The sequence below is a fragment of the Nonomuraea insulae genome (genome assembly GCF_042656245.1).
The window spans coordinates 43,107-67,454 of the sequence record NZ_JBHSPA010000022.1 but is presented as its reverse complement, the minus strand read 5'-3'; the positions used below and the strand labels follow the sequence as shown (position 1 = coordinate 67,454).

The window sequence follows — 24,348 nt, the reverse complement described above, 5'->3', positions numbered from 1 at the left end:
AAACTTTCCTATAAGTTAGACGCGATCGTAGAGCCGCTCCTCGCCACCGTCAACGATCCGCGCGACCTCGTCAGGACTGGACAGCAGCCCCCAGGCATACGGGGGGTCGGAGAACAGCGACAACACCAGGTCGGCGATGTCCTGCCTGGTGGTGGCGGCCATCAGCAGGCTCACGACGTGCTCGGGCGGCGGCTGCAGGAACGCGTTCGTCCAGTCGGTCACCGGCGCCCCCGCCTCCCACATGCGCTCCGCCGTCGTACGGGCGAACGCCGCGTCGTACGGCCCGCCCGCCGCGATGGCGTCGGCCGCGATCCAGGCGCACTTCGAGCCCAGGTTCGCGCCCTGGCCGGTGATCGGGTCGTTGACGATCCAGGCGTCGCCGACGGCCAGCGCGATCCGGCCGCTCGGCAGCTCGGCCACCGGCCGGCGTACCGTGGGCGTGATCGCCCCCTGCAGCACGTCGTCCGGCCCCAGCAGCTCGAACGCCCCCTGATCCACCCGCTCGGCCAGTCGCGGCGCGTGCTCGCGCATCAGAGCGAGCAGCGTGGCCGGGACCTCCTTCCACGGTGTCGTGGCGAGCGGCTCCAGCGGACCCCCGGGAATCCCCTCGACGAGCACGGCGGACACCACGCCCTCCCGCGTCACCATCGGCGCGCGGAAGATCTCCCCGACGCCGCCCGAGATGTTGTAGGAGAAGAGGGAGCCCAGGTCGAGCCCGCGATAGAGCCCGGCCGTCAGCACCCGCTGCGGCCTCCCGTACGGAGAACGCCCCGGATCGCGCGGGAACAGCTCACCCACGGAACGCCGCCCCGCCGCCACCACCATCAGCTCGTGCCCCCGAGACCAGCGGTCGACCTGGGCCGCGTCCGGCTCCGTACCGGAAAGCACGATCTCGCCGCCGCGGTCGGCGAAGTCGTCCATGAACGCGGGCAGCAGCAACCGGAAGTCGACCGCGTGGAACGGCTCGGCGACACTGGCCGTGAACTCCAGCGGCGGTTCGCCCTTGATCGAGAGCTTGGCCGTGTTCATGAGCGAAGCGGGATCCCGGAAGTGCTCGCAGCCCAGCTCCCGCTCCCGCGCCTGCGTGTGGCCCATCCTGGCCACCGTGCCGGGCAGCCGCGCCGCCCGCATCGACTCGGCGTCGCGCTCGCAGTAAAGCGTTGTCTCGACGCCGAGTTGTTGTAACCGCAGCGCGAGGGTCAAACCTGAGATGCCCGCCCCCACGATGCCGATGCCTGCCATGGCGATTTCCCCCTTTTGCCGGAATGTCTCCAGTGGACGCCCCGGGGTTTGCATTTGGATTGGAGCACCCTTGAGAGGGCGGCAAACTGGAGAGGTGCCATCCACCCTGCCTGACGGCGATCCCGCGCCCACCTCGGGCGAGCTGCCCGACAGCGCCCTGAGGGGCCTCGGCGAGCGCCCGTTCGGCTTCTACGTGCACGTGCCGTTCTGCGTGACGCGCTGCGGCTACTGCGACTTCAACACCTACACCGCCGCCGAGCTGGGCCCGGGCGCCTCGCACCGCGACTACGCCGACACAGTGGTGGAGGAGGTACGCCTCGCGCGCCGCGTCCTGGGCAGCGCCGACCTGCCGGTGGAGACGGTGTTCTTCGGCGGCGGCACGCCCACCCTGCTGCCCCCGGAGGACCTGGCCAGGATCCTGGCCGCGATCGACTCCGAGTTCGGGCTGCGGCCGGGCGCCGAGGTCACCACGGAGGCCAACCCCGAGTCCGTGGACCCGTCCTACCTGGAGAAACTGCGCCACGGCGGGTTCAACCGGATCAGCTTCGGCATGCAGAGCGCCCGTGAGCACGTGCTCCAGGTGCTCGACCGGCGGCACACGCCCGGCCGGGCGGCGCAGGCCGTAAACGAGGCGAAACAGGCCGGGTTCGAGCACGTCAACCTGGACCTGATCTACAGCACGCCGGGCGAGAGCGACGACGACTGGCGGGCCTCGCTGACCGCGGCGATCGAGGCCGGGCCCGACCACGTGTCGGCGTACTCGCTGATCGTCGAGGCGGGCACCCGGCTCGCGGTGCGGATCCGGCGCGGCGAGCTGCCCATGCCCGACGACGACGTGGCCGCCGACCGCTACCTGATCGCCGACGAACTGCTGGCCGAGGCCGGGTTCCACTGGTACGAGGTGTCCAACTGGGCCCTCACCGAGGAGGCCCGCTGCCGGCACAACCTGCTCTACTGGACCGGCGGCGACTGGTGGGCGGCCGGGCCCGGCGCGCACAGCCACGTCGGCGGCACCCGCTGGTGGAACGTCAAACACCCCGCCGCCTACGCCCAGCGCCTGGCCGGCGGCGTCTCGCCCGCGCACGCCCGCGAGGTGCTCGGCCAGGAGGATCGCGAGGCCGAGCGGCTCATGCTGGAGCTGCGGCTGATCTCCGGCTACCCGCTGGCCGAGGTGGCGCCCGCCGCCCGCACCGCCGTGGCGAGCGCCCTGGCGCGCGGGCTGCTGGAGCCCGGGCCGTTCAGGGCGGGGCAGATGGTGCTCACCCTCCAGGGGCGCCTGCTGGCCGACGCCCTCGTCAGGGATCTCCTCGTCTAGGTGATCATGCGGATGGCGAACGGGTAGCGGTACCTGTCGCCCTTGTTGGTGGCGATCGCGGCCTGGATGTGGAAGATCAGGGACAGGATCCAGACGACCGGCAGCACGAGGATGCCGATGAAGACCACCGTCAGGATGCCGCCGATGAGGTAGCCGATGAACATCGTGATCTGGAAGTTGAGCGCTTCCGCCGCCTGGTCCCTGACATAAGGGGACTCGTCCTTCTTCATCAGGTAGATGATGAGGGGACCGATCCAGGAGACCAGCAGGCCGAGCAGGTGGGAGAGCATCGCCATGGTGGTGTCGTCGCTGCCGGGGCGGGGGCCGAACCTGCCGGGGATGTACGGCTCGCTCGGGCCCGGAGGGTAACCGTAGCCGGGGGGCTGCTGGCCGTATCCGGGCTGACCGTAGCCGGGTTGGCCGTATCCGGGCGGTGGCTGCCCGTAGGTCGGCACGGACCCGGGCTGCTGGCCGTAGGGGGCCTGCTGGCCGTATCCAGGCTGACCGTAGCCGGGCTGGCCGTAGCCGGCCTGCGACCCGGGCTGCTGGCCATAACCGGGCTGTGAGCCGGGTTGCTGGGGATATCCGGGTTGCTGGCCGTATCCGGGCTGTTGGCCGTACCCGGGCTGTGAGCCGGGTTGCTGGCCATAGCCGGGCTGCGAGCCGGGCTGCTGCCCGTATCCAGGCTGCTGCGGGCCGGAGCCCTGGTGCGGTGGGATGTCGCTGGGGGAGACTCTGCGCGTGGCGTCGTCGTCGGGCGCCGGCTGGGGCGGGTCCTGGCTCATGATGCCTCCGTAACGAAGTCGATCAGTTCCTCGACCCGGCCGAGCAGCTCCGGCTCCAGGTCCGTGTACGTCGAGACGGCGCCGAGAATCCGCCGCCACGCCGCCGCGGGCTCGATGCGCCAGCCCAGGGCGGCGATCACGCCCTCCTTCCACGGCACCCCGCGCGGCACGTCCGGCCAGGCGGGGATGCGCACCACCGAAGGCTTCACCGCCTGCCAGATGTCGATGTACGGATGGCCCACCACCAGCACATGCGGCGAGGTGATCTGGGCGGCGATCCTGCTCTCCTTGGAGCCGGGCACCAGGTGGTCCACCAGCACGCCCAGGCGGCGCCCCGGCTCGGGGTCGAACTCCGCCACGATGGCGGGCAGGTCGTCCACACCTTCGAGGTATTCGACCACAACCCCTTCGACCCGAAGGTCATGGCCCCAGATCTTCTCCACGAGGGCGGCGTCGTGCACGCCCTCCACGTAGATCCGGCTCTGCTTGGCCACCTTGGCGCGCAGCCCCTCCACGGCGATCGAGCCCGACGCGCTGCGCCTGGGCTCGGCGGGGGCGGCGGCGGGGCGTACCAGGGTCACGGGTTTGCCGTCCAGCAGGAAGGCGGCGGGCGCGAGGGGGAACAGGCGGCGCCTGCCGAACCGGTCCTCCAGCGTGACGGCCTCCTTGTCGCAGGCCACTATCGCGCCGCAGAAGCCGCTGTCGGCATCCTCCACGACGAGCTCCCGTTCTGCGGGCACTTTCGGGATCTTCCCCTTGCCCGGCCGCCGCCAATTTCCCGCCAGCACATCGCCCTCGTACACACGGGGACCGTAGCAAATCACCCGCTGACCGCAAGGCGCTTACGGGCGCCACCGCGGCGGATCAGCACCGCGAGGGTGCCGGCGATCGCGGCGAGCAGCCCGGCGCCGGGGAGAAGGATCAGCGCGGCCGTCCCGCTGGTGATCCCGCCGACGGTGGAGAGCACGTCGCGGCCGACGCCGTACCGTACGGTGGCCTGCTCCTTGTTGACGCAGGTGAGCTGGTAGTCGCCCTTGGCCGGGGCGTTGATCACCAGGAACTGCTCCCACACGGCGTCTCCCACGGTGACCGTCTGGGTGCCCGCGGACTTGGCCAGCTTGGCGCCGCCGGTAATGGAGCAGTCGTAGGAGACCTGGGTCTCGCTGGCGATGTACACGGCGGGCTTGGCGGCCGGGTCGACCGGCACCGTGACGCTTTCGCCCGACGCGAACGTCTTGGTCGGCGCCATGGCCGCCACACTGCCCAGCACGCCCCCGCCGAACAACACCACGCCGGCCACCGCGCACACCACGAACACGCCCCAGGCCGCGGCCAGCCACCACAGGCTGGGCTTTATGGCTTTGGAGTCGATTCGTGGCGGAAATTGGGCTTGTTGGCCGTATTGTCCGTACTGAGGTGGCGGGCCGAATTGGGTTTGCTCGCCGTGCTGCGGCGGTTGCCCGTACTGCGGCTGCGGCCCGGACGGCGGTTGCCAGTACGGCGGCGCCTGACCGGGCTGTGAGCCAGGTTGCGGGCCATAGCCAGGTTGTGAGCCAGGTTGCGGACCATAGCCGGGCTGTGAGCCGGGCTGCGGACCGTAGCCGGGTTGTGGACCGTAGCCAGGCTGTGAGCCGGGTTGCGGGCCGTAGCCGGGCGGCGGGGGCTGAGGAGGTCGCGGCTGACCGTGGTGTGGCCCCTGCCCTGGCGGGGGGCCGTACGACGGGGGCTGGGAATCGTCGGTCATGTGGGCAAGTGTGAGGCCTGTCGCTTCCAAGAAGCTAGAAGCAGGATGGGACACGGTGTTATCGCACCTTGTGGGCGAGAGCCGTACACTTGGCACTCGGGAACACAGAGTGCTAGGCGCCGCGTTTCCTGATAAGGACAGAGGCAGGAGGTGAGCACGTGCTCGACGATCGGAAGCTGGCGGTGCTCCGCGCCATTGTCGAAGACTACGTGTCCACCAACGAACCGGTGGGCTCCAAGGCGCTCGCCGAGCGTCACAACCTGAAGGTCTCCCCGGCGACGGTCAGGAACGACATGGCCGCTCTCGAGGAGGATGGCTACATCACCCAGCCGCACACCAGCGCGGGCCGAGTGCCGACGGACAAGGGCTACCGTCTGTTCGTCGACCGGCTCTCGCAGGTCAAACCCCTGTCGGCGGCCGAGCGCAGGGCGATCGAGACGTTCCTCGCCGGCGCGGTCGACCTCGACGACGTCGTCACCCGCACCGTCCGGCTGCTCGCGCAGCTCACCAGGCAGGTGGCGGTCGTGCAATACCCGACGCTGACGCGTTCGACGGTCAGGCACGTCGAGCTCGTCCCGCTGAACGACCGGCGGGTCATGCTCGTCCTGATCACCAACACCGGCCGCGTCGAGCAGCGCGTGGTCGAGCTGCCCGAAGTGGTCGAGGACACCCGCATCGCCCACCTGCGCGCCGTTCTCAACGCCTGCCTCGACGGCTGCGGCCTCGGCAACGTGCCGGAGCTGGTCGCGGACCTGCCGGAACGGCTGCCCCTCGAAGACCGGCCCGTCGTGGCCACGATCCTGTCCGTGCTGCTCGAGACGCTGGTGGAGCGGCACGACGAGAAGATCGTGTTCGCCGGCGCGGCCAACCTCGCCGGCGCCGACTTCACCGTCGGCCTGCGCGACGTGCTGGAGGCGCTGGAAGAGCAGGTGGTCCTCATGCGGCTGCTCGGCGAGACTTCCACAGACACCCCGTCCGCGCTCACCGTGCGCATCGGCTCGGAAAACCCCTACCTGCGGGGGACATCCGTCGTCGCGACCGGATACGGTTCTGGCGACAACCAACTGGCCCGGCTCGGTGTGCTGGGGCCGACCAGGATGGACTATCCCGTGACGATGGGCGCCGTACGCGCGGTGGCACGCTACGTCAGCCAGATCCTGGCTGCATCATAAGAGGTCGATAAGTGGCAAACAGCGACTACTACGCCACCCTCGGGGTGCGCCGTGACGCGAGTCAGGACGAGATCAAGAAGGCTTATCGCCGCCTCGCCCGTGAGCTGCATCCCGACGTGAACCCCGATCCTGAGACCCAGGAGCGGTTCAAGGAGATCACGCAGGCTTACGAGGTGCTGTCCGACCCGAACAAGCGCCAGATGTACGACCTGGGTGGCGACCCCTTCGGCGGCGCGGGAGCAGCCGCCGGCGCCGGTGGATTCGGAGCGGGCTTCCCGTTCAGCGACATCATGGACGCCTTCTTCGGCACGGCCGGCGGCACCCGGGGGCCGCGCTCACGCGCCCGCAGGGGCCGCAACGCCACCATCCGGGTCGAGCTCGACCTGCGCGAGACGGCGTTCGGCACCACCCGCGAGCTGGTCGTCGACACGGCCGTGCTCTGCGAGGTGTGCCACGGGGCCGGCGCGGCGCCGGGCACCCACCCCGACACCTGTGACATGTGCAACGGACGCGGTGAGATCTCCCAGGTCACCCGCTCCTTCCTGGGCCAGGTCATGACCTCGCGGCCGTGCCCGCAGTGCGGCGGCTTCGGCTCGATCATCCGCACCCCCTGCCAGGAGTGCTCCGGCGACGGCCGCGTGCGCACCCGCCGCACGATCAAGGTCCGCATCCCCGCAGGCGTCGAGGACGGCACCCACATCCAGCTCGCCGGTGAGGGCGAGGTCGGCCCAGGCGGCGGTCCACCGGGAGACCTGTTCCTGGAGATAGTCGAACGCCCCCACGAGATCTTCGAACGGCGCGGCGACGACCTGCACTGCACCGTGCAGCTCCCGATGACCGCCGCCGCCCTCGGCACCGTGCTCGCCGTGGAGACGCTCGACGGCTCAGAAGAGGTCGACGTCCGCCCGGGCACGCAGTCCGGCCAGGTCATCACCATGTACGGACGCGGCGTGCAGCGCCTCAACGAGTCCGGCAGGGGCGACCTGCTGATCCACGTCAACGTCGAGACCCCGACCCGCCTCGACACAGCCCAGGAAGACCTGCTCCGCGAACTGTCCAGGCAGCGGGGTGAGGAGCGCCCGCCTGGCAAGTTCGCACCGGGTCAGCAGGGTTTTTTCTCCCGCCTGCGTGACGCCTTCAACGGCCGTTGAGCGCGCCTGTCTTTCTGGCCGAGGAACTCGACGGCCCGGAACTGACGCTCGACGGCCCCGAGGGGCGCCACGCGGCCTCCGTACGCCGGCTGCGTGCCGGTGAGCGGGTGGACCTGACCGACGGAGCCGGCGCGGTGGCCGAATGCGTCGTACGCGAGACAATGAAGGACGCGCTCACGCTAGACGTGCTGCGCCGCTACGACGTCGAGGCGCCCAGGCCCCGGCTCGTGGTCGTCCAGGGGCTGCCCAAGGGCGACAGAGGCGAACTGGCCGTCGAGATGATGACCGAGGCCGGCGTGGACGTCATCGTGCCCTGGGCGGCCTCACGCAGCATCACGCAATGGAAGGGCGACAAGGTCGCCAAGGCGCTGGGCCGGTGGCGCTCCACGGCCCGCGAGGCGGGCAAGCAGGCCCGCCGGTTCCACCTGCCCGAGGTAGCCGACCTGGCCTCCACCGCGCACGTCGAACGGCTGCTGTCGGAGGCGGCGCTGGGGCTGGTGCTGCACGAGGAGGCGGCCGAGCCGCTGTCCGGGGTGTCCCTGCCCGTGGGCGGCGACATCGTGATGGTCGTGGGGCCGGAGGGCGGGGTCTCTGAGCAGGAACTGGCCGGGTTCAGGGCGGCCAAGGCGGTGCCGGTGCTGCTGGGGGCGACGATCCTGCGTACGTCCACGGCCGGGGTGGCCGCCGCGGCGGTGCTGCTCAGCCGTACGGGGCGCTGGTGAGAGGTGCTTGACGGCGGCGCTTTCACATGAGGTGCCGGCCCGTCAGGGCGTGGTCTGGGCGTCCAGGAGGGGGCTGATCACTTCTGCCGGCGTCTCCGTCACGTCGTCGGGCGGCGGGCACTCCTCGGGGGGACACGCCGACGGCTGCACGGTCGTCTCCTCCGCGGTCGACGTGGGCGAGAACGACGGGCAGTCCGGTGGCGGCTCGATCTCGTCGGTGAGAGCCGAGGGGCAGTCGGTGGGCGTGGGACTTGCCGAAGGCGACGACGACGGCCTGCTGGTCGACTCGGCCTTCTTCGTCGGCCGCGGCGTCGGGGGCGCCGAGGTGTCAGGGGGGATCACGACCGGCTGCGACTGGATGGGGGCCGGCTCCTTGGTCGGCGGCTGATGCGAGCGGGTGGTGGAGGAATTGGACGGGAGCTTGGAGCTCTCGTCGTCCACGATCTGCACGGGTTTCTGGTCGATGATCTGCGAGCGCAACTGGGGAACGGCCATCACGATCGTCCCCGCCACCAGCACAGCGCTGGCGGCGGCCGCACCCGCACGCCACCAGAACAGATTGCGCCCGCCACGCCGTCCGATGCGGGCACGGATGATCTCCAGTCCTTCCGGCGAGGGCACGACCGCGTCCGCCTCCGCGCGGAGTGCACGGCGCAGCAGATCGCCGTACTCGTCGGGGGGCTGGGTCATGACATTTTCTCCAGGACCGATCGCAAGGCGGCCATGCCACGTGCCGTGTGGCTCTTGACCGCGCCCTTGCTGATGCCCATGGCGTGGGCGATCTCAGCTTCGGACAGATCACCGTAGTAGCGGAGGACCAGTGCTTCTCTCTGTCGGGTGGGAAGGGCACGTAACGCCTCGATGACGGCGGAGCGTTCCAGCTCGCCGATCGCGCCGTTCTCGGCGCTCGGGGCGTCCGGCATGCCCTTGGGGGCGTACTTCTCGACGACCGCGCGGTGCCGCAGCACGGACCGGGACCGGTTGACGACAGACTGACGCAGGTAGGCGAGTGCTTTGTCGGGGTCACGCAATCTGCGCCAAGCGCCATGGATGGCGACGAACGCATCCTGCACGACTTCCTCAGCTGTTGCAATGTCGCGCACCAGCAACACGGCGAGACGCACCAACGACCGAAAATGCGCGCTGTACAGCGCGGTCACGGCCATGTCGGCATCCCACCCGACCGGCACCGCCCCCAACGACCTGTCGGCCAGAAGGGTTTCGGTGGTCACATCAGTGGGACGCGCGGCCTTCCCAGAGGGTTTACGCTCTTCCGGTTCTTGAGGTGTCCCCGGTTCGTTAGGGTGCATTACCCAGTCGTGTCCTCGCCAGGTGGCGCTCGCCCGACCCTGAATCGTCTTCTTTTTGGCTGAAGTGTCGCACACTCACCCTAACCGTGTGGATCTTCGTACGCACGACACAGGTGATTACCGATTCGCAACGGACTTGCTAACAGCCCCGGCTCGATAGGGTGATCGGGTGAGCGATTGCCTCTTCTGCAAGATCGTCGCCAAGGAGATTCCCGCCGAGATCGTTTACGAAACCGGCAGGACGGTGGCGTTCCGCGACATCAACCCCCAGGCGCCCACGCACGTCCTGGTCATCCCCAAGGCACACCACGCCGACGCCGCGGCGCTCGCCGAGGCCGACGACGGGCTCGCCGACGACGTGCTCAAGACCGCGCACGCGGTCGCCGTCCAGGAGGGCGTGGCCGACGGCGGCTACCGGGTCGTCTTCAACACCGGCGCCGGCGCGGGCCAGACGGTCTTCCACGTCCACGCCCACGTCCTCGGCGGCCGCCCGCTCACCTGGCCGCCGGGCTGATCCTTAAAGACGCCCATCCTTTACGGCACAGCCAACGGCACCCCACCCGCCGACCATGGCTGATGACCTCCAGGGAGACGCTTCTGAACCCCGCACACGGCCGGCCACCGCAACGGCGCAAAGTGGGCCGACTGCGTGGCGACATGCAAGCCATCCGGCCACGCGGCGACGCACAGCGGGCCGATCGCGTGGCGACATGTGAGCCATCCGGCCGATGGCACGGGCAAGCGAGCCCGCCCCACGCAAAGCCCATCGGCGCCCCCGGACACCGCCGGTCGGACGGCGGTCGGTGTGGGGCGGAAGATGGGCGTCTGACGTGGTTGGTCGGACGCGCGTGATATTGGCGCGAGCAATCGGCCTGCTCCCGGATACGATGGGCGAAGAAGAACGCCGAAAGAGACCGGGAGGCATCAGGCCGCTGGCCTGCCCATGTCCGAACTACACGAATCCCGACGCACAGCACCTCCCTCGCGGACTCAAGCGAAGGTGCTGATACCGGACGAATACCCGATGGTCAGCCTCCTGGGCTCCCGAGACGAGCTGCTACGCGTCATCGAGGGTGCCTTCAAGGCCGACATCCACGTGCGTGGCAACGAGATCACCGTCACCGGCAGCCCCGACGAGAGCGGCACCGTCGTCCGCCTCTTCGAAGAGCTGGTCGAGGTCCTGCGCAGCGGCGGCGAGCTCACCCCCGACGCGGTCGAGCGCAGCATCGCCATGCTCCGCATGACCTCCGACCGCCCCGCCGAGGTGCTGTCCCTCGACATCCTCTCCTCACGCGGCCGGACCATCCGGCCCAAGACCGTCAACCAGAAGCGCTACGTCGACGCGATCGACAAGCACACGGTCGTGTTCGGCATCGGCCCGGCCGGCACCGGCAAGACCTACCTCGCGATGGCCAAGGCCGTGCGCGCGCTCCAGGAGAAGCGGGTCAACCGCATCATCCTGACCCGCCCGGCGGTCGAGGCAGGCGAACGGCTCGGCTTCCTGCCCGGCACCCTCTACGAGAAGATCGACCCCTACCTGCGCCCGCTCTACGACGCGCTGCACGACATGGTCGACCCCGACTCGATCCCGAAGCTCATGGCCGCGGGCACGATCGAGGTCGCCCCGCTCGCGTACATGCGCGGTCGCTCGCAACCGTTGGGCACTGGTGTGCTAACTCCTGATGGGTGGCGCTCCATTGGAGAGTTGGAGGTCGGTGACCTGGTCATTGGGTCGAACGGTGAGCCGACTCCTGTGCTTGGCGTCTATCCGCAAGGCGAACAGAAGATCTATCGGCTCTACAGCCAGGATGGCGCTTCGGTGCTCGCCTCGGAAGACCACCTTTGGACTGTGCGCACCCGTGACGACGGCAATCGTGGCAAGCCGTGGCGGGTGCTGCAGACCAAGGAGATGATCGGCGACCTGCGGACTGCCCACTACCGCAAGTGGGAGCTGCCGATGCTGAGCGCACCGGTGTGTTTCCCCGAGCGTGAGATCCCCATGGATCCGTACGCGCTCGGCCTGCTTCTGGGAGACGGGTGTGTCACCGGCACGACGACGCCGAGCTTCGCGAGCGGCGATCCCGAGCTCGTCGGGGCGGTCGAGCGAGCTCTCCCCGGTGTGCGGGCCAGGTGGAAGGGCGGGCCGGACTACGTGCTCAACCGGGTGAGAGAGCCCGGGGACAGTATGACGATCGCCAACCCGATCACCGACGTCATGAGGCAGCTGCAACTGCTGGGCTGTGGATCGTCCACGAAGTTCGTCCCAGAGGTCTATCTCCGTAATGCGGCGGAGACCAGGGTCGCGGTCCTTCAGGGTCTGCTCGACTCTGACGGAGGTCCTGCCACCCAGCAGGACCGGACGTGCCGAATTCAGTACACGACCATCTCGCCGCAGCTTCGCGACGACGTCGTCTTCCTCGTGCAGTCGCTGGGCGGCGTGGTCTACTGGCGCACGAGGCTGGCTGAGGGACGCAAACCTGGCCTCGCGCAGGGGAGGCCGGTCCGTCATCGCCATGACGCGTACATCCTCGACATCCGGCTGCCGGAGGGCATCGAACCCTTCCGGCTGGCGCGAAAGGCGAAGATCTACAAGGAGTTCGGCGGCGGTCGTCCGATGCGCTTCGTCGACCGCATTGAGCCGCGTGGCACGGCGGAGTGCGTGTGTATCCAGGTGGCGGCGGAGGACTCGCTCTACGTCACAGAGGACTTCCTCCTGACCCACAACACACTCAATGACGCCTTCATCATCCTCGACGAGGCCCAGAACTCCTCGGCCGAGCAGATGAAGATGTTCCTGACGAGGCTCGGGTTCAACTCGAAGATCGTGGTGACCGGTGACGTGACGCAGGTCGACCTGCCCTCGGGCACGGTCAGTGGGTTGCGGGTGGTGCAGGACATCCTGGACGGCATCCCCGACATCCACTTCTCCCGGCTCACCAGTTCCGACGTCGTACGCCACAAGCTCGTCAGCGACATCGTGGACGCCTACGGGCGCTACGATGCCGTGCAGGCAGCTCAGGAGCCGAAGGCGATACAGCAGCGGGGGAAGCGGCGGCCGTGAGCATTGAGATCAACAACGAGTCCGGTGTAGGGGTCGACGAGGAGAGCATCGGCGCCCTGGCCGCTCACGTGCTCGGCGAGATGGGCATCAACCCGCTCGCCGAGTTGTCCATCGTGGTGGTCGATGAGGACGCCATGGCCGAGTTGCACGAGAAGTGGATGGGCGAGCCGGGTCCGACCGACGTGCTGGCGTTCCCGATGGACGAGTTGCGGCCCGGTGGCGGTGCGCGCGGCGACGCCGACGGACCCGCCGACCCGGCGTTGCTGGGTGATGTCGTGCTCTGCCCGCATGTGGCGGCCAGGCAGGCGGAGGAGGCCGGGCACAGCACGGCCGACGAGCTTGAGCTGTTGTGCACGCACGGCATCCTGCATCTACTCGGCTACGACCACGCCGAGCCGGAGGAGCACAAGGAGATGTTCGGACTGCAGTCCCGGCTCCTCGAGTCGTGGCAGGAGGTGCGCAACCCGCGGTGAACGCCTGGTTGTTGTCGGCCATCGCCCTCGTGATCATCGGTGGCCTGATCGCCAGTGCGGAAACGGCACTGACGCGCATCTCCAGGGTGCGTGCCGAGGAATACGTGCGCGAGTCGCGGCGTGGGGCGGCGCGGTTGCAGGCGATCGTGACCGACCCGCCGCGCTATCTGAACCTGCTCCTGCTGCTGCGGCTGAGTTGTGAGCTGGTCGCGACGGTCATCGCGACGTTGCTGTTCATCGATCTGATGCATGACCAGGGCTGGGCGTACGTCTGGGCCGCGGTCGTGATGATCCTGATCAGTTACGTGGTGGTGGGTGTCATGCCGCGTACGCTGGGCCGCCAGCACGCGGAGCCGGTCGCGCTGGCGAGCGCGCCCATCGTGTACGGCCTGACGCGCATCTTCGGCCCGCTGCCCAAGCTGCTCATCCTCCTCGGCAACGCGCTGACGCCCGGCAAGGGTTTCCGTGACGGCCCGTTCACCTCGGAGGCCGAGCTGCGTGACCTGGTGGACCTGGCCGAGGAGCGGCGGGTGATCGAGCCCGACGAGCGCGAGATGATCCACTCGGTCTTCGAGCTGGGTGACACGCTGGTGCGCGAGGTCATGGTGCCGCGTACGGACATGGTCTACATCGAGCGTGGCAAGTCGATCAGTCAGGCTCTGTCGCTGGCGCTGCGCAGTGGTTTCTCCCGGATTCCGGTGGTGGGTGAGAACGAGGACGACGTCGTCGGCATCGCCTATCTCAAGGACATCGCTCGCAAGATCCATGAGTCGGGTGAGGGCGGGGGCAAGGAGACGGTCGAGTCGATCATGCGTTCGGCCGCGTACGTGCCCGAGAGCAAGCCCATCGACCAGCTCATGCGGGAGATGCAGGCGCGGCAGATCCACATCGCCATCGTCATCGACGAGTACGGCGGTACCGCGGGGCTGGTGACGATCGAGGACGTCCTGGAGGAGATCGTCGGGGAGATCACCGACGAGTACGACCAGGAGGCGCCTCGTGTGGAGCCCATGCCGGACGGCGGGATGCGGGTGACGGCCCGGATGCCGGTGGACGAGCTGGGTGAGCTGTTCGACACGGAGATCGAGGTGGACGACGTCGAGACGGTGGGCGGGTTGCTGGCCCACGCGCTCGGCCGGGTGCCGATCGCCGGGTCGCACGCGGAGGTGGCCGGGTTGTCGCTCACGGCGGAGAGCCTGGCGGGGCGTCGCAACCGCATCAGCACCGTGGTGGCGCGGCGGGTGACTCCTCCGGAGGACGAGGTGGTCTCGGCCGCCGCCGAACGCGACTAAGAGGTGGTCCCGGCCGCCGCCGAACGCGACAAAGCGGTGGCTCCGGCAGCTGCCGAACGCGATGGGGAGGTGGCCCCGGCCGCCGCCGAACGCGACTAAAGGTGGTCTCGGCCGCCGCCGAACGCGACGAAGCCGCAGGTTCGCCGCTTTGACGACAGATGTGGCAAGTGTTCTACAAGTCATCTGCAACCCCGTTCCGGCACTCTCTTAATCACGACATCCAGTGCGGTGGGTGTCACAAGAGGAAGTATCCGAAGCCGGGTGGGGTTCGCGGTCGGAGGATCTTCCTGGGGGGACGACGGCGTCTCGACTGCTAGGCGGTCGCGGCGCTGGTCGGCGCAAAGGGTGTTCTCGTCCGGAAACCGGATGGGAGCACCCTTTTTGCGTATTGGTGGACACTCTGGTGGATTGCCGCATTCGTCGGTTGGGGAGATTGCGGACCAGGGGGGATCATGAAACGCGAACCGGGGATCATCGCCTGCGTATTGCTGGCCGGCGTCCTGGCGGGATGTGGCGGCGGGGGAACAGAGAGCGTCCTCGACGCCCAGGCCATGGCGCAGTTGCGCGAGGTGCTCAGCAAGGAGCCGCGGCTGCCCGACGGCTTCACGGTCAAGCCGGAGCAGGCGTGGCGGATGCCGTTCGGGCAGGCGGACGGGAACTGCAGGGCCGTGCTGGAGCCGGCCGGGGGGCAGGCGCCCAGCCAGGCGCTGACCGCGCAGGCGGCCGTCAGCTACCAGGGCGACGGGCTGGGGGAGCAGGCCGGGGTGGGGCTGGCCAGGTACGCCGACGGCGAAGCTGCGACGCACCTCGGCGACCTGGCCGAGGCGATGACGGAGTGCCACGCCGTGCGGGCATCCGGCGGCACCGACCTGCGGCTGCGCGAGCTCCCGCTCGAGGAGGCGGGGGACGAGGCCGTGGGCGCCCGGTTGCGCGGACGGCTGAACGGCTACCCGTACGCGCTGGACATCGTCCTGTCGCGCGTCGGCGACACGCTGGTGTCCGTGGTGCACACGGGCATGAACGACGTCGACTCCGGCCGTACCCGCAAGGTGGTCGAGGCGGCCGTTTCCATGGTCAGCGCCTAACCTGGTGCGCGTGACGACTCTCGATCCTGAAGACAGCAAGATCATTACCCTGGCCCGGGCCGCCAGGGCGCGCAACGGCTCCGCCGAGGGGGCGGCCGTGCGTGATGAGACCGGCCGCACCTACTCGGCGACGAACGTGGCACTCGACGCGCTGACCCTGTCGGCCGTGCAGGTGGCGGTGGCCATGGCCATCTCCAGCGGCGCGAAGTCCCTGGAGGCGGTCGCGCTGGTCGGCGAGGGCGCGCCGAGCCCCGCCGACGAGGCCGCGGCGGCCGAGCTGGGCGTGGCGAAGGTGCTCGTGGCCGGTCCCGACGGCACCCTGCGAGGCTGAGATGCCGATGTCGCCGTTCCTGGCGAGCCTGCGGGAGAAGATCGGCTCCGACCTGCTCGTGCTGCCTTCCGTGACGGGCTTCGTGTTCGACGAGGCGGGCCGGATGTTGCTGGCCAGGCATGGTGACGTGGGGCTCTGGGCGGCGCCCGGCGGCGGCGTGGACCCGGACGAGCGGCCGGAGGACGCCGTGGTCAGGGAGCTGCGCGAGGAGCTCGGCGTCGACATCGAGGTGCGCGGCCTGATCGGCGTCTACGGCGGCCCCGAGTTCCGCACCCGCTACCCCAACGGTCATCAGGTCGCCTACGTCATCGCGGGCTACGGTTGCGTGCTCGCCCCTGGCTCGCCCGTCCCCGAGCCCGACGGGGTGGAGATCAACGACTTCCGGTGGGTGCCGGAGAAGGAGCTGTCCGCGTACGAGATGAGCGCGTGGATGCCCGGCGTGGCCCCCCAGGCGTTCGCGTGGTGGCGTGAACACGCTCGTTGATGGGACAGAATGCAGTATGTGACTTCGCCAGACAACCATCGCGCCGGATTCGCCTGCTTCGTGGGGAGGCCGAACGTCGGCAAGTCCACGTTGATGAACGCCCTGGTCGGCACGAAGGTGGCGATCACCTCGTCCAAACCGCAGACGACCAGGCGCGTCATCAGGGGCATCGTGCACCGTCCCGAGGCCCAGCTCATCATCGTCGACACGCCTGGGCTGCACCGGCCGCGCACGCTGCTCGGCGAGCGGCTCGACAGCCTGGTGTTGTCCACGCTGACCGAGGTGGACGCGATCGGCTTCTGCGTGCCCGCCAACGAGCCCATCGGCAAGGGTGACCGGTTCATCGCCGACAAACTGTCGGCCGTGAAGAAGACGCCGGTCATCGCCGTGGTGACCAAGTGCGACCTGGCGAGCAAGGAGCAGATCGCCGCGCAACTGCTGGCGGTGTCGCAGGTGGCGGAGTTCGCCGCGATCGTGCCGGTCTCCGCGCAGGCGGGCGAGCAGCTCGACGTGCTGACGGGCGTGCTGATCGAGCACCTCCCGGAGTCGCCCCCGCTGTACGAGGACGGCCGGCTCACCGACGAGCCCGAGCAGGTGCTGGTGGGGGAGCTGATCAGGGAGGCGGCCCTGGAGGGCGTGCGCGACGAGCTGCCCCACTCGATCGCCGTGGTGGTGGATGAGATGCTGCCCCGCGAGGGGCGCGACGACCTGCTGGACATCTACGCGCACATGTTCGTGGAGCGGCCCTCGCAGAAGGCGATCGTCATCGGGCACAAGGGGGAGCGCCTGCGCGACGTGGGCACCAAGGCCCGCAAGCAGATCGAGGCGCTGCTGGGCACGCGCGTCTACCTCGACCTGCGCATCAGCGTGGCCAAGGACTGGCAGCGCGACCCCAAGCAGCTTCGCCGCCTGGGCTTCTACGACTGAGCGGTCACGGGCGGGCGCAGCAACGCCAGGATCGACAGGAAGACGAGCGCCACCGCGCAGCCCAGCGCGGCGAACCAGCCGAACCTGATCACCGGCTCGATCGACAGCAGCTCGCCGAGGTCGATGGAGACCCGGTCCTGCAGCCCGCTGCCGTCGGTCACGAACATCACCAGCACCAGCACGGCCACACCGCCGGGCACGACGGCCAGGGCGGCGAGCCTGGGGTGGGAGAACATGCCGGCCAGGCCGCAGCCCACCGCCACCAGCCCGGCGATCAGCGTGTAGACGCCGAAGGTGTCGTCGATGCCCCGCACGTCGCTGGCCAGCCCGCCGCCGATGAGGCCGCTCGTGGCCTGCAGGGCGGCCCATGGCAGGACCGCGCAGAACACCAGGAGGGCTCCCGCGGCCACCACCCCCAGCGCGTAACCACGGCTGGTTCGCGGTCGGGCGGGCGTGGGCATGAGGTCGTCGGCCACACGATCACTGTAAGCCGGGGGAGCGCCGCTCACCACCGTACGCAACGGAGTCGTCACCAAGACACTTCTGCTCCCCCCACTCCAGGCGGGAGCGCAACCGCACCGCGTCGGGCGCCAGGGCGGAGACCAGCGTGCCGGGAGCGGCCAGCGGCAGCACCGCCACGCCCTCGGCCACGGCCGGCTCCTTGACCGGCGCGGTCAGGAACGTGGTGCCGACGCAGCGCGCCGAGCCGTAGACCGCGGGGGAGGCGTCGAGGTCCGGGTCGCCGACCGTGAACTCCTGCCTGAGCAGCGGCAGGCCGTCGCGGGTGACGTCGAAACGGGCGTGGCAGCGGCCCGACGCCTCGCCGTGGCGGCCGAAGACGATCTCCTCGCGCCAGAGCACGTCGGCGTCGGCCTCCAGCGCGAGGCGTACCAGGAGGCGGTGGTCGCTGCCGGCGGCGAGCACGGTCGGCTCAGGGGCGAAGCGGAGCGTGGCGCCGGCGCCCACGCGGGCGGTGACGAGCAGCTCGGACTCGCCGTCGCCGGGCAGGACCAGGGTGGCGGCCACCGAGGCCAGCTCCAGGGTCGTGCGCGGGGCGACGTACACGTCGAGACTGAGCCGGTCGCCGCCGAGCGGGCCCGCCGCGGTGGAGATGAGGTGCACGGTGCACGCCCCCGTCTGGCGCAGCGTCAGCGGGGGCGCGGAGGCCAGGCGGCTCACCACGGTACGGCCGTCGTCGCTCATCGAGGTCGCCACGGCGGCGCTGGCCCGCATCATTACGAGACGGGAGCCGCGTGGCTGTGGGACCAGGCGTGCACCTGCTCGGAGACCCAGGAGGAGACCGTGTCCGCGCTCGGGTCCTGGCGGATCGAGGTGAACAGGACGGGCCGCTCACCGCGTACCGCCGCGGAGTCTCGCGCCATCACCTCCAGGTCCGCGCCCACCATCGAGGCCAGGTCGGTCTTGTTGATCACCAGCAGGTCCGCCGTCGTGACACCGGGGCCGCCCTTGCGCGGCACCTTGTCACCACCCGACACGTCCAGCACGAAGATCTGCCGGTCCGCCAGCCCCCGGCTGAACGTGGCCGTCAGGTTGTCACCGCCGCTCTCCACGATCACCAGGTCCAGCGGGCCGAAGCGGTACTCCAGGGTCTCGACGGCGTCGAGGTTGGCGGCGATGTCGTCGCGGATGGCGGTGTGGGGGCAGCAGCCGGTCTCGACGGCCAGGATGCGCTCCTCGTCCAGGACGCCCGCGCGGCGCAGGAAGTCGGCGTCCTCGGTGGTGTAGATGTCGTTCGTCACCACGCCCAGGGACAGCGTCGGGCCCAGTGTCCGGCACAGCGCGGCCACCAGGGCCGTCTTGCCGCTGCCCACCGGGCCGCCCACGCCGAGGCGCAGGGCCCGGCCGCGGCCGTCGGGAGCGTGGTGATGGTCGTCGTGATTGGCGCCCATGTTGAGAGGTTCCTTCCTCAAGAGACGAAGAGCCTGACCTCGGCCTGAGTGTGCTGCTCGGCCAGGAGGTCCAGGGCGGGGGCTGAGTACGCGGGCAGCGTCTCCCAGCGGGGGCTTGCGTCGGGGGTGGTCATGGCCAGGCAGGACCGCGCGGCCACGGCGGCGAGGTTGGGGGTGAGCTCGGCGAGCAGGGCGTGCACGGCCACCGGGTCCAGCCCCAGGAGCCGCACCGCCGCCGTGGCGGGCCCGCTGACCGCGTGGTACGCCGCCGCCAGCGCGGCCTCCTCGGGCGTGACCCCGGCCGCGTGCGCCGCCGCGCCGAGCGCGATCGGATGATGAGGACTCGATACGGCCCGCGCCAGCTCCTCCAGCACCGGCGACGGCCACACCCGGCGGGCGACCCTGAGCAGCAGCCGGCCCTGCGTCCTGGAGGCGTCCCGCTGCGCGGGCGAGGCGGTCCTGGCGTCCACCTCGGCATCCAGCACCGCCCACGGATCCGGCGTCGTCCGCTCGGTGGGCCGGGCACCTCCTGCCTCGACCTGCGCCGGAGTACGGCGAGGCGGTGAGGCGGCGTGGGCGCAGGCCGCGGCCGTCAGGCCGGCCGTGACCGCGCCGGCCGTGTGCAGCCGGCCGCGCAGGAACGACGCCAGGGACGGCACGTCGTGGACCGCGCCCGACGCGATGGCGCGTTCCGTGCCGCCCGAGTGGGCGTGGCCGCCGGCGGGGAGGCGGGAGTCGGTGAGGAGGAGCAGGGCGGGGACCATCAGAAGAGGAAATACCGTTGGGCCATGGGCAGGCTGGTGGCGGGGGCGGGCTCGATGAGGTCGCCGTCGATGCGCACCTGGAAGGTGTCGGGGGCGACGTCGATCCGCGGCAGCGCGTCGTTGAGCGGCATCGACGACTTCCCCCGGCTTCTCACGTCGGCCACGGGAGCCAGCCGGCGTCGCACCGCCAGCCGGTCGGCGAGGCCCGACTCCAGGGCAAGGGGCGAGACGAAGTGCAGCGAGGTGGCCGCGGCGGTGACCGGCGAGGCGCCGAACATGGGGCGGGGCAGCACCGGCTGCGGCGTCGGGATCGAGGCGTTGGCGTCGCCCATCTGCGCCCAGGCCACCACGCCGCCCTTGAGCACGAGGTCGGGCTTGACCCCGAAGAAGGCCGGGTCCCACAGGACGAGGTCGGCGAGCTTGCCGCGTTCGACGGAGCCGACCTCGGAGTCGAGGCCGTGGGCGATGGCGGGGCAGATCGTGTATTTCGCGATGTAGCGGCGGGCGCGCAGGTTGTCAGCCGGGCCGCCCAGGGAGCCGCGGCGGGCCTTCATGACGTGCGCCGTCTGCCACGTCCTGATGATCGTCTCCCCGATCCGCCCCATGGCCTGCGAGTCCGACCCGATCATGGAGATCGCCCCGAGATCGTGCAGCACGTCCTCGGCGGCCATCGTCGTGGGCCTGATGCGCGACTCGGCGAAGGCCAGATCCTCGGGGATGGACGGGTTGAGGTGGTGGCAGACCATCAGCATGTCGAGGTGCTCGTCGAGCGTGTTGACCGTGTGCGGCCTGGTGGGGTTGGTGGAGGACGGCAGCACGTTGGGGTAGGACGCGACGCGGATGATGTCGGGCGCGTGCCCGCCGCCCGCTCCTTCGGTGTGGTAGGCGTGGATCATCCGGTCGCCGATGGCCTTGAGCGTCGACTCGACGAAGCCGGCCTCGTTCAGCGTGTCGGTGTGGATGGTGACCTGCACGCCGGAGGCGTCGGCCACGCTCAGGCAGGCGTCGATGGCGGCCGGGGTGGTGCCCCAGTCCTCGTGCAGCTTGAAGCCGGAGGCTCCGGCCGCGAGTTGTTCGAGCAGGGCCTCGGAGTTGACGGTGTTGCCCTTGCCGAGCAGGGCGAAGTTGATGGGGTAGGCGTCGAGCGACTCCAGCATGCGGCTCAGGTACCAGGTGCCGGTGACGGTCGTGGCCTTGGTGCCTTCGACGGGTCCCGTGCCGCCTCCGACGATCGTGGTGACGCCGGCCCCGATGGCCTCGTCGAGGAGTTGCGGGCAGATCAGGTGGACGTGCGAGTCGACGGCCCCGGCGGTGAGGATCTTGCCGTTGCCGGCGAGCACCTCCGTGGACGGCCCGATGACGAGGTCGACGCCGTCCATCGTGTCGGGGTTGCCGGCTTTGCCGATGGCGAAAATGCGGCCGTCGCGGATGCCGACGTCGGCCTTGATCACACCCCAGTGGTCGAGGATCACCGCGCCGGTGATCACCAGGTCGGCCGCGCCTTCCGCGCGGGTGGTCCTGGCCTGGCCCATGGACTCGCGGATGACCTTGCCGCCGCCGAAGACGGCCTCGTCGCCGGGCCCCGCCGGGCCCATGGACAGGTCCTCGGTGACCTCCACGAACAGGTCGGTGTCGGCCAGGCGGATCTGGTCGCCGGTGGTGGGGCCGTAGAGGGCCGCGTAGCGGGCGCGCGTGATGTCAGCCATCAAGCGGCCCCGCCCACTCGGACCGGAGGCCGGGCACGACCCGGTTCCCGGCCAGCGGCACCAGGGTCACGTCGCGTTCGACGCCGGGCTCGAACCTGATCGCCGTGCCCGCGGGCACATCGAGCCGCATCCCCCACGCTGCCTTCCTGTCGAACTCCAGGCCCGGGTTGGCAGCCGCGAAGTGATAGTGCGAGCCTACCTGCACCGGCCGGTCGGCCGTGTTGACCACCCGCACCGTCACCCGCTCGCGCCCGGGGTTGAGCGCGATCATGCCCTCGGGGTGCACGTATTCGCCCGGGATCACGGGATCGGCCTGTGTACGGTGACCAGCTTCGTGCCGTCGGGGAACGTGGCCTCGATCTGCACGCTCTCCAGCATCTCCGGTACGCCCTCCATGACGTCGGCCCGGCCGAGCACCGAGCGCCCGGCCTCCATCAGGTCCGCCACGGTGCGCCCGTCCCTGGCGCCTTCCATGAGGAACGAGGCGATGATGGCGGTAGCTTCGGGGTGGTTGAGGCGCAGGCCCCTGGACTTGCGCTCGCGTGCCACCCCCGCCGCGACATGGATGAGCAGCCGTTCCTGTTCGTGTGAGGTAAGCCGCATGGCCGGACCATAGGAACCGGCGGTTTCCTCGCTGTTGCCGGGGGATGTCGTGTCGGTTTCGCCCCGCGAGGAGTAGCCACATGTCGGGTTTTGTGCATTTGTGAATGTTTGGCAATCGCCAATTAACAGTCGGGATCTTCTGGCGAAATGTCGCGGAGTCACCTTTCTCCCAGAACCGGTCGGCAGGAAGGAACGGCTGTGCGCATCTACCGCCCGTTTGTCTCCGCGGTACTCCTTTTAACGCTCGCGGCCTGCGGATCCGACGCCGAACCCGCCGCCCAGTCCAAAGAGATCAAGGTCGGTCTCCTGCACTCGCTCAGCGGCACGATGGCGATCAGCGAGGTCACCGTGCGCGACGCGGAACTGCTCGCCATCGAGGAGATCAACCAGGCCGGCGGCGTGCTGGGCAAGAAGCTCGTCCCCGTCGTGGAGGACGGCGCCTCCGACTGGCCCACGTTCGCCGAGAAGGCCACCAAGCTCATCAGGCAGGACAAGGTCGCCACCGTCTTCGGCGGCTGGACCTCGGCCAGCAGGAAGGCGATGCTTCCCGTCTTCGAACGGTACAAGGGTCTGTTGTGGTACCCGGTGCAGTACGAGGGGCTGGAGAGCTCGCCGTACATCTTCTACACCGGCGCCACCACCAACCAGCAGATCATCCCCGGCCTGGACTACCTGAAGGAGCAGGGCAAGAAGAAGATCTTCCTGGTGGGCAGCGACTACGTCTTCCCGCGTACCGCGAACAAGATCATCAAGGCGTACGCCGCCGCGAACGGGATGGAGATCCTCGGCGAGGAGTACACGCCGCTGGGCCACACCGAGTACTCGACGCTGGTCAACAAGGTCACCCAGGCCAAGCCGGACGCGGTCTTCAACACGCTGAACGGCGACAGCAACGTCGCCTTCTTCAAGCAGCTCAAGAGCACCGGGACCACGGCCGAGACCATGCCGGTGTTGTCGGTGAGCGTCGCCGAGGAAGAGGTCACCGGCATCGGCGTGGACAACATCGCCGGCCACCCGGTCGCCTGGAACTACTACCAGACCACCGAGACGCCGGCCAACGAGGCGTTCGTCAAGGCGTACAAGGCCAAGTACGGGCAGAACAAGGTCACCTCCGACCCCATGGAGGCCGGCTACAACGCCGTCTACCTGTGGGCCGAGGCGGTCAAGAAGGCGAACTCGACCGAGGTCGAGGCGGTCAAGAAGGCCGCGCCCGGCATCGCGCTCGAACGTCCCGAGGGCCTGGTCACCATCGACGGCGAGAACCAGCACATGTACAAGACCGCCCGCATCGGCATCATCCAGCCCGACGGCCTCATCAAGCAGGTGTGGGACTCGGGTAAGCCGATCAAGCCGGACCCCTATCTCAAGGGTTATCCGTGGGCGGCCGGCCTGGCTGCGGGGCAGTGATGTCGGCCTTCGTCAACCAGCTTCCCATCGGGCTGTCGATCGGGGCGGTGCTGCTGCTCATCGCGCTCGGCCTGACGTTCACGTTCGGGCAGATGGGCGTGATCAACATGGCGCACGGCGAGTTCATCATGGCCGGGGCCTACACCGCGTTCCTGCTGCAGGACCTGGTGCTGGCGCTGCCCGTCGCGTTCGTGGTGGCCGGGGTCATGGGGCTCATCCTGGAGCGGGCCGCGATCAGGCACTTCTACGGCCGGCCGCTGGACACGCTGCTGCTCACCTGGGGAGTCAGCCTGGTGTTGCAGCAGCTCGCCCGCGACCTGTTCGGCGCTCCCAACGTGCAGGTGCCCGCCCCGTCGTGGTTGTCGGGATCGGTGGGCATCCTGCCGTACAACCGGCTGTTCATCCTGGGGCTCGCGGTGGCCGGCGTGGTGGCGGTGTGGCTGTACCTCACGCGTACCGGGCTGGGGCGCAGGACGCAGGCCGTGGTGCAGAACCGGCAGCTCGCCGCCACCAGCGGGATCGACACCGGCCGGGTGGACATGCTGACGTTCTTCATCGGGTCGGGGCTGGCGGGCGTGGCCGGGGTGGCGCTGACGCTCATCGGGCCCGTGGGACCGGCGCTCGGGACGTACTACATCGTGGACGCCTTCCTAGTCGTCGTGGCCGGCGGGCTCGGGCAGCTGCGCGGGGCGGTGCTCGCGGCCGTCGCGCTCGGTCTGCTGAACTCCTATGCCGAGTTCTGGTCGGACGCCTCGCTGGCCAAGGTGATCGTGCTCGCCGTCATCATCGCCTTCCTGCAGATCAGGCCGCAGGGCATGTTCGTGCTCAGGTCGAGGGTGCTCACATGATCAAGCGACGACTGAG

Annotated in this window: 26 protein-coding genes and 3 pseudogenes; 16 read left to right on the top strand and 13 right to left on the bottom strand. The window is 69.6% G+C overall.

Annotated elements, in window-relative coordinates; genetic code table 11:
- Positions 1 to 15: 15 nt before the first annotated feature.
- Positions 16 to 1,242 (bottom strand): styrene monooxygenase/indole monooxygenase family protein, encoded by a 1,227-nt coding sequence (locus tag ACFPZ3_RS16305; RefSeq protein ID WP_379514944.1) that lies wholly within the window; start codon positions 1,240 to 1,242, stop codon positions 16 to 18.
- 94 nt (positions 1,243 to 1,336) lie between these two features.
- On the opposite strand from ACFPZ3_RS16305, the gene hemW reads away from it, so the two are divergent.
- Positions 1,337 to 2,557, top strand: a complete 1,221-nt coding sequence (gene hemW, locus ACFPZ3_RS16300) for a radical SAM family heme chaperone HemW (RefSeq protein ID WP_379514943.1) — start codon at positions 1,337 to 1,339, stop codon at positions 2,555 to 2,557.
- Here the strand turns inward: hemW and ACFPZ3_RS16295 are convergent.
- From ACFPZ3_RS16295 to ACFPZ3_RS16285, 3 genes are read right to left on the bottom strand one after another with little or no spacing between them, the layout of a single operon-like run.
- A complete protein-coding gene (locus tag ACFPZ3_RS16295) occupies positions 2,554 to 3,342 on the bottom strand; it encodes a DUF4870 domain-containing protein (protein WP_379514942.1) in 789 nt (262 codons plus the stop codon). The two genes, hemW and ACFPZ3_RS16295, sit on opposite strands and share 4 nt — an antisense overlap.
- Complete coding sequence (locus ACFPZ3_RS16290) at positions 3,339 to 4,145, bottom strand: DUF3097 domain-containing protein (protein WP_379514941.1); 807 nt, start codon at positions 4,143 to 4,145, stop codon at positions 3,339 to 3,341. The genes ACFPZ3_RS16295 and ACFPZ3_RS16290 overlap by 4 nt, the downstream gene beginning before the upstream one ends.
- A 17-nt stretch (positions 4,146 to 4,162) precedes the next feature.
- On the bottom strand, positions 4,163 to 4,660 hold the full coding sequence (locus ACFPZ3_RS16285) for a hypothetical protein (RefSeq protein WP_379514940.1): 498 nt from the start codon (positions 4,658 to 4,660) through the stop codon (positions 4,163 to 4,165).
- Positions 4,661 to 5,244: 584 nt separating this feature from the next.
- Here ACFPZ3_RS16285 and hrcA point away from each other — a divergent pair.
- From hrcA to ACFPZ3_RS16270, 3 genes are read left to right on the top strand one after another with little or no spacing between them, the layout of a single operon-like run.
- Positions 5,245 to 6,258 (top strand): heat-inducible transcriptional repressor HrcA, encoded by a 1,014-nt coding sequence (gene hrcA / locus ACFPZ3_RS16280; RefSeq protein ID WP_379514939.1) that lies wholly within the window; start codon positions 5,245 to 5,247, stop codon positions 6,256 to 6,258.
- An 11-nt stretch (positions 6,259 to 6,269) separates the two neighbouring features.
- Positions 6,270 to 7,409, top strand: coding sequence for a molecular chaperone DnaJ (gene dnaJ / locus ACFPZ3_RS16275; RefSeq protein WP_379514938.1), 1,140 nt, complete (start codon positions 6,270 to 6,272; stop codon positions 7,407 to 7,409).
- The gene (locus ACFPZ3_RS16270; protein WP_379514937.1) at positions 7,406 to 8,131 is read left to right on the top strand and encodes a 16S rRNA (uracil(1498)-N(3))-methyltransferase; all 726 of its coding nucleotides are present in this window, start codon (positions 7,406 to 7,408) and stop codon (positions 8,129 to 8,131) included. The genes dnaJ and ACFPZ3_RS16270 overlap by 4 nt, the downstream gene beginning before the upstream one ends.
- Positions 8,132 to 8,173: 42 nt before the next feature.
- Here the strand turns inward: ACFPZ3_RS16270 and ACFPZ3_RS16265 are convergent, their stop codons facing one another.
- Together ACFPZ3_RS16265 and ACFPZ3_RS16260 are read right to left on the bottom strand one after the other, a co-directional pair.
- Complete coding sequence (locus tag ACFPZ3_RS16265; protein ID WP_379514936.1) at positions 8,174 to 8,821, bottom strand: hypothetical protein; 648 nt, start codon at positions 8,819 to 8,821, stop codon at positions 8,174 to 8,176.
- On the bottom strand, positions 8,818 to 9,297 hold the full coding sequence (locus ACFPZ3_RS16260) for a SigE family RNA polymerase sigma factor (RefSeq protein WP_379515177.1): 480 nt from the start codon (positions 9,295 to 9,297) through the stop codon (positions 8,818 to 8,820). The genes ACFPZ3_RS16265 and ACFPZ3_RS16260 overlap by 4 nt, the downstream gene beginning before the upstream one ends.
- 313 nt (positions 9,298 to 9,610) lie before the next feature.
- On the opposite strand from ACFPZ3_RS16260, the gene ACFPZ3_RS16255 reads away from it, so the two are divergent.
- The 10 genes and pseudogenes from ACFPZ3_RS16255 to era all read left to right on the top strand — a co-directional run bounded on the left by ACFPZ3_RS16255 (position 9,611) and on the right by era (position 17,094).
- Entirely contained in the window at positions 9,611 to 9,955 is a 345-nt protein-coding gene (locus ACFPZ3_RS16255; protein WP_379514935.1) for a histidine triad nucleotide-binding protein, read from the top strand.
- 510 nt (positions 9,956 to 10,465) lie between these two features.
- Positions 10,466 to 11,092: pseudogene (locus ACFPZ3_RS16250) on the top strand (PhoH family protein); the annotation flags it as partial.
- Positions 11,078 to 11,899 (top strand): annotated as a pseudogene (locus tag ACFPZ3_RS16245) (LAGLIDADG family homing endonuclease); the annotation flags it as partial. The pseudogenes ACFPZ3_RS16250 and ACFPZ3_RS16245, both read left to right, overlap by 15 nt.
- Positions 11,900 to 12,166: 267 nt before the next feature.
- Positions 12,167 to 12,502, top strand: a pseudogene (locus ACFPZ3_RS16240) (PhoH family protein); the annotation flags it as partial.
- Positions 12,499 to 12,975: an rRNA maturation RNase YbeY gene (ybeY, locus tag ACFPZ3_RS16235; protein ID WP_379514934.1), complete on the top strand. Its 477-nt coding sequence runs from the start codon at positions 12,499 to 12,501 to the stop codon at positions 12,973 to 12,975. The pseudogene ACFPZ3_RS16240 and the gene ybeY, both read left to right, overlap by 4 nt.
- On the top strand, positions 12,972 to 14,267 hold the full coding sequence (locus ACFPZ3_RS16230; RefSeq protein WP_379514933.1) for a hemolysin family protein: 1,296 nt from the start codon (positions 12,972 to 12,974) through the stop codon (positions 14,265 to 14,267). The genes ybeY and ACFPZ3_RS16230 overlap by 4 nt, the downstream gene beginning before the upstream one ends.
- 452 nt (positions 14,268 to 14,719) lie before the next feature.
- Entirely contained in the window at positions 14,720 to 15,352 is a 633-nt protein-coding gene (locus ACFPZ3_RS16225; RefSeq protein ID WP_379514932.1) for a hypothetical protein, read from the top strand.
- 10 nt (positions 15,353 to 15,362) lie between these two features.
- Positions 15,363 to 15,683, top strand: coding sequence for a cytidine deaminase (locus ACFPZ3_RS16220; protein ID WP_379514931.1), 321 nt, complete (start codon positions 15,363 to 15,365; stop codon positions 15,681 to 15,683).
- Position 15,684: 1 nt separating this feature from the next.
- Positions 15,685 to 16,167: an NUDIX domain-containing protein gene (locus tag ACFPZ3_RS16215; RefSeq protein WP_379514930.1), complete on the top strand. Its 483-nt coding sequence runs from the start codon at positions 15,685 to 15,687 to the stop codon at positions 16,165 to 16,167.
- A gap of 18 nt (positions 16,168 to 16,185) precedes the next feature.
- Positions 16,186 to 17,094: a GTPase Era gene (gene era, locus ACFPZ3_RS16210; protein ID WP_379514929.1), complete on the top strand. Its 909-nt coding sequence runs from the start codon at positions 16,186 to 16,188 to the stop codon at positions 17,092 to 17,094.
- On the opposite strand, the gene ACFPZ3_RS16205 is transcribed toward era, so the two are convergent.
- Genes ACFPZ3_RS16205 through ACFPZ3_RS16175 form a run of 7 tightly spaced genes read right to left on the bottom strand, consistent with a single transcriptional unit; the run spans position 17,085 to position 22,077 of the window.
- Positions 17,085 to 17,570 (bottom strand): hypothetical protein, encoded by a 486-nt coding sequence (locus tag ACFPZ3_RS16205; RefSeq protein WP_379514928.1) that lies wholly within the window; start codon positions 17,568 to 17,570, stop codon positions 17,085 to 17,087. The two genes, era and ACFPZ3_RS16205, sit on opposite strands and share 10 nt — an antisense overlap.
- A gap of 4 nt (positions 17,571 to 17,574) precedes the next feature.
- A complete protein-coding gene (locus ACFPZ3_RS16200; protein WP_379514927.1) occupies positions 17,575 to 18,330 on the bottom strand; it encodes an urease accessory protein UreD in 756 nt (251 codons plus the stop codon).
- A complete protein-coding gene (ureG, locus tag ACFPZ3_RS16195) occupies positions 18,330 to 19,004 on the bottom strand; it encodes an urease accessory protein UreG (RefSeq protein ID WP_379514926.1) in 675 nt (224 codons plus the stop codon). Before ureG ends, ACFPZ3_RS16200 begins: the two co-directional genes overlap by 1 nt.
- A gap of 17 nt (positions 19,005 to 19,021) precedes the next feature.
- Positions 19,022 to 19,768: an urease accessory protein UreF gene (locus ACFPZ3_RS16190; protein WP_379514925.1), complete on the bottom strand. Its 747-nt coding sequence runs from the start codon at positions 19,766 to 19,768 to the stop codon at positions 19,022 to 19,024.
- Positions 19,768 to 21,474 carry an urease subunit alpha gene (locus ACFPZ3_RS16185; protein ID WP_379514924.1) on the bottom strand — a complete coding sequence of 569 codons (1,707 nt, stop codon included), beginning with the start codon at positions 21,472 to 21,474 and terminating at the stop codon, positions 19,768 to 19,770. The genes ACFPZ3_RS16190 and ACFPZ3_RS16185 overlap by 1 nt, the downstream gene beginning before the upstream one ends.
- Positions 21,467 to 21,778, bottom strand: a complete 312-nt coding sequence (locus tag ACFPZ3_RS16180; protein ID WP_379514923.1) for an urease subunit beta — start codon at positions 21,776 to 21,778, stop codon at positions 21,467 to 21,469. Before ACFPZ3_RS16180 ends, ACFPZ3_RS16185 begins: the two co-directional genes overlap by 8 nt.
- Positions 21,775 to 22,077: an urease subunit gamma gene (locus ACFPZ3_RS16175; RefSeq protein WP_379514922.1), complete on the bottom strand. Its 303-nt coding sequence runs from the start codon at positions 22,075 to 22,077 to the stop codon at positions 21,775 to 21,777. Before ACFPZ3_RS16175 ends, ACFPZ3_RS16180 begins: the two co-directional genes overlap by 4 nt.
- A gap of 198 nt (positions 22,078 to 22,275) precedes the next feature.
- On the opposite strand from ACFPZ3_RS16175, the gene urtA reads away from it, so the two are divergent.
- Together urtA and urtB are read left to right on the top strand one after the other, a co-directional pair.
- Entirely contained in the window at positions 22,276 to 23,484 is a 1,209-nt protein-coding gene (urtA, locus tag ACFPZ3_RS16170) for an urea ABC transporter substrate-binding protein (protein ID WP_379514921.1), read from the top strand.
- Positions 23,484 to 24,332 carry an urea ABC transporter permease subunit UrtB gene (gene urtB, locus ACFPZ3_RS16165; protein ID WP_379514920.1) on the top strand — a complete coding sequence of 283 codons (849 nt, stop codon included), beginning with the start codon at positions 23,484 to 23,486 and terminating at the stop codon, positions 24,330 to 24,332. Before urtA ends, urtB begins: the two co-directional genes overlap by 1 nt.
- The last annotated feature ends 16 nt before the right edge of the window (positions 24,333 to 24,348 follow it).

Bases quoted from the DNA above. Each gene is read 5' to 3' on its own strand.
- ACFPZ3_RS16190 (WP_379514925.1), bottom strand. From the start codon at position 19,768: ATGGTCCCCGCCCTGCTCCTCCTCACCGACTCCCGCCTCCCCGCCGGC.
- ACFPZ3_RS16215 (WP_379514930.1), top strand. From the start codon at position 15,685: ATGCCGATGTCGCCGTTCCTGGCGAGCCTGCGGGAGAAGATCGGCTCC.
- ACFPZ3_RS16200 (WP_379514927.1), bottom strand. From the start codon at position 18,330: ATGATGCGGGCCAGCGCCGCCGTGGCGACCTCGATGAGCGACGACGGC.
- ACFPZ3_RS16305 (WP_379514944.1), bottom strand. From the start codon at position 1,242: ATGGCAGGCATCGGCATCGTGGGGGCGGGCATCTCAGGTTTGACCCTC.
- ACFPZ3_RS16265 (WP_379514936.1), bottom strand. From the start codon at position 8,821: ATGACCCAGCCCCCCGACGAGTACGGCGATCTGCTGCGCCGTGCACTC.
- urtB (WP_379514920.1), top strand. From the start codon at position 23,484: ATGTCGGCCTTCGTCAACCAGCTTCCCATCGGGCTGTCGATCGGGGCG.
- ACFPZ3_RS16295 (WP_379514942.1), bottom strand. From the start codon at position 3,342: ATGAGCCAGGACCCGCCCCAGCCGGCGCCCGACGACGACGCCACGCGC.
- ACFPZ3_RS16175 (WP_379514922.1), bottom strand. From the start codon at position 22,077: ATGCGGCTTACCTCACACGAACAGGAACGGCTGCTCATCCATGTCGCG.
- ACFPZ3_RS16185 (WP_379514924.1), bottom strand. From the start codon at position 21,474: ATGGCTGACATCACGCGCGCCCGCTACGCGGCCCTCTACGGCCCCACC.
- ACFPZ3_RS16260 (WP_379515177.1), bottom strand. From the start codon at position 9,297: ATGGCCGTGACCGCGCTGTACAGCGCGCATTTTCGGTCGTTGGTGCGT.
- ACFPZ3_RS16225 (WP_379514932.1), top strand. From the start codon at position 14,720: ATGAAACGCGAACCGGGGATCATCGCCTGCGTATTGCTGGCCGGCGTC.
- ureG (WP_379514926.1), bottom strand. From the start codon at position 19,004: ATGGGCGCCAATCACGACGACCATCACCACGCTCCCGACGGCCGCGGC.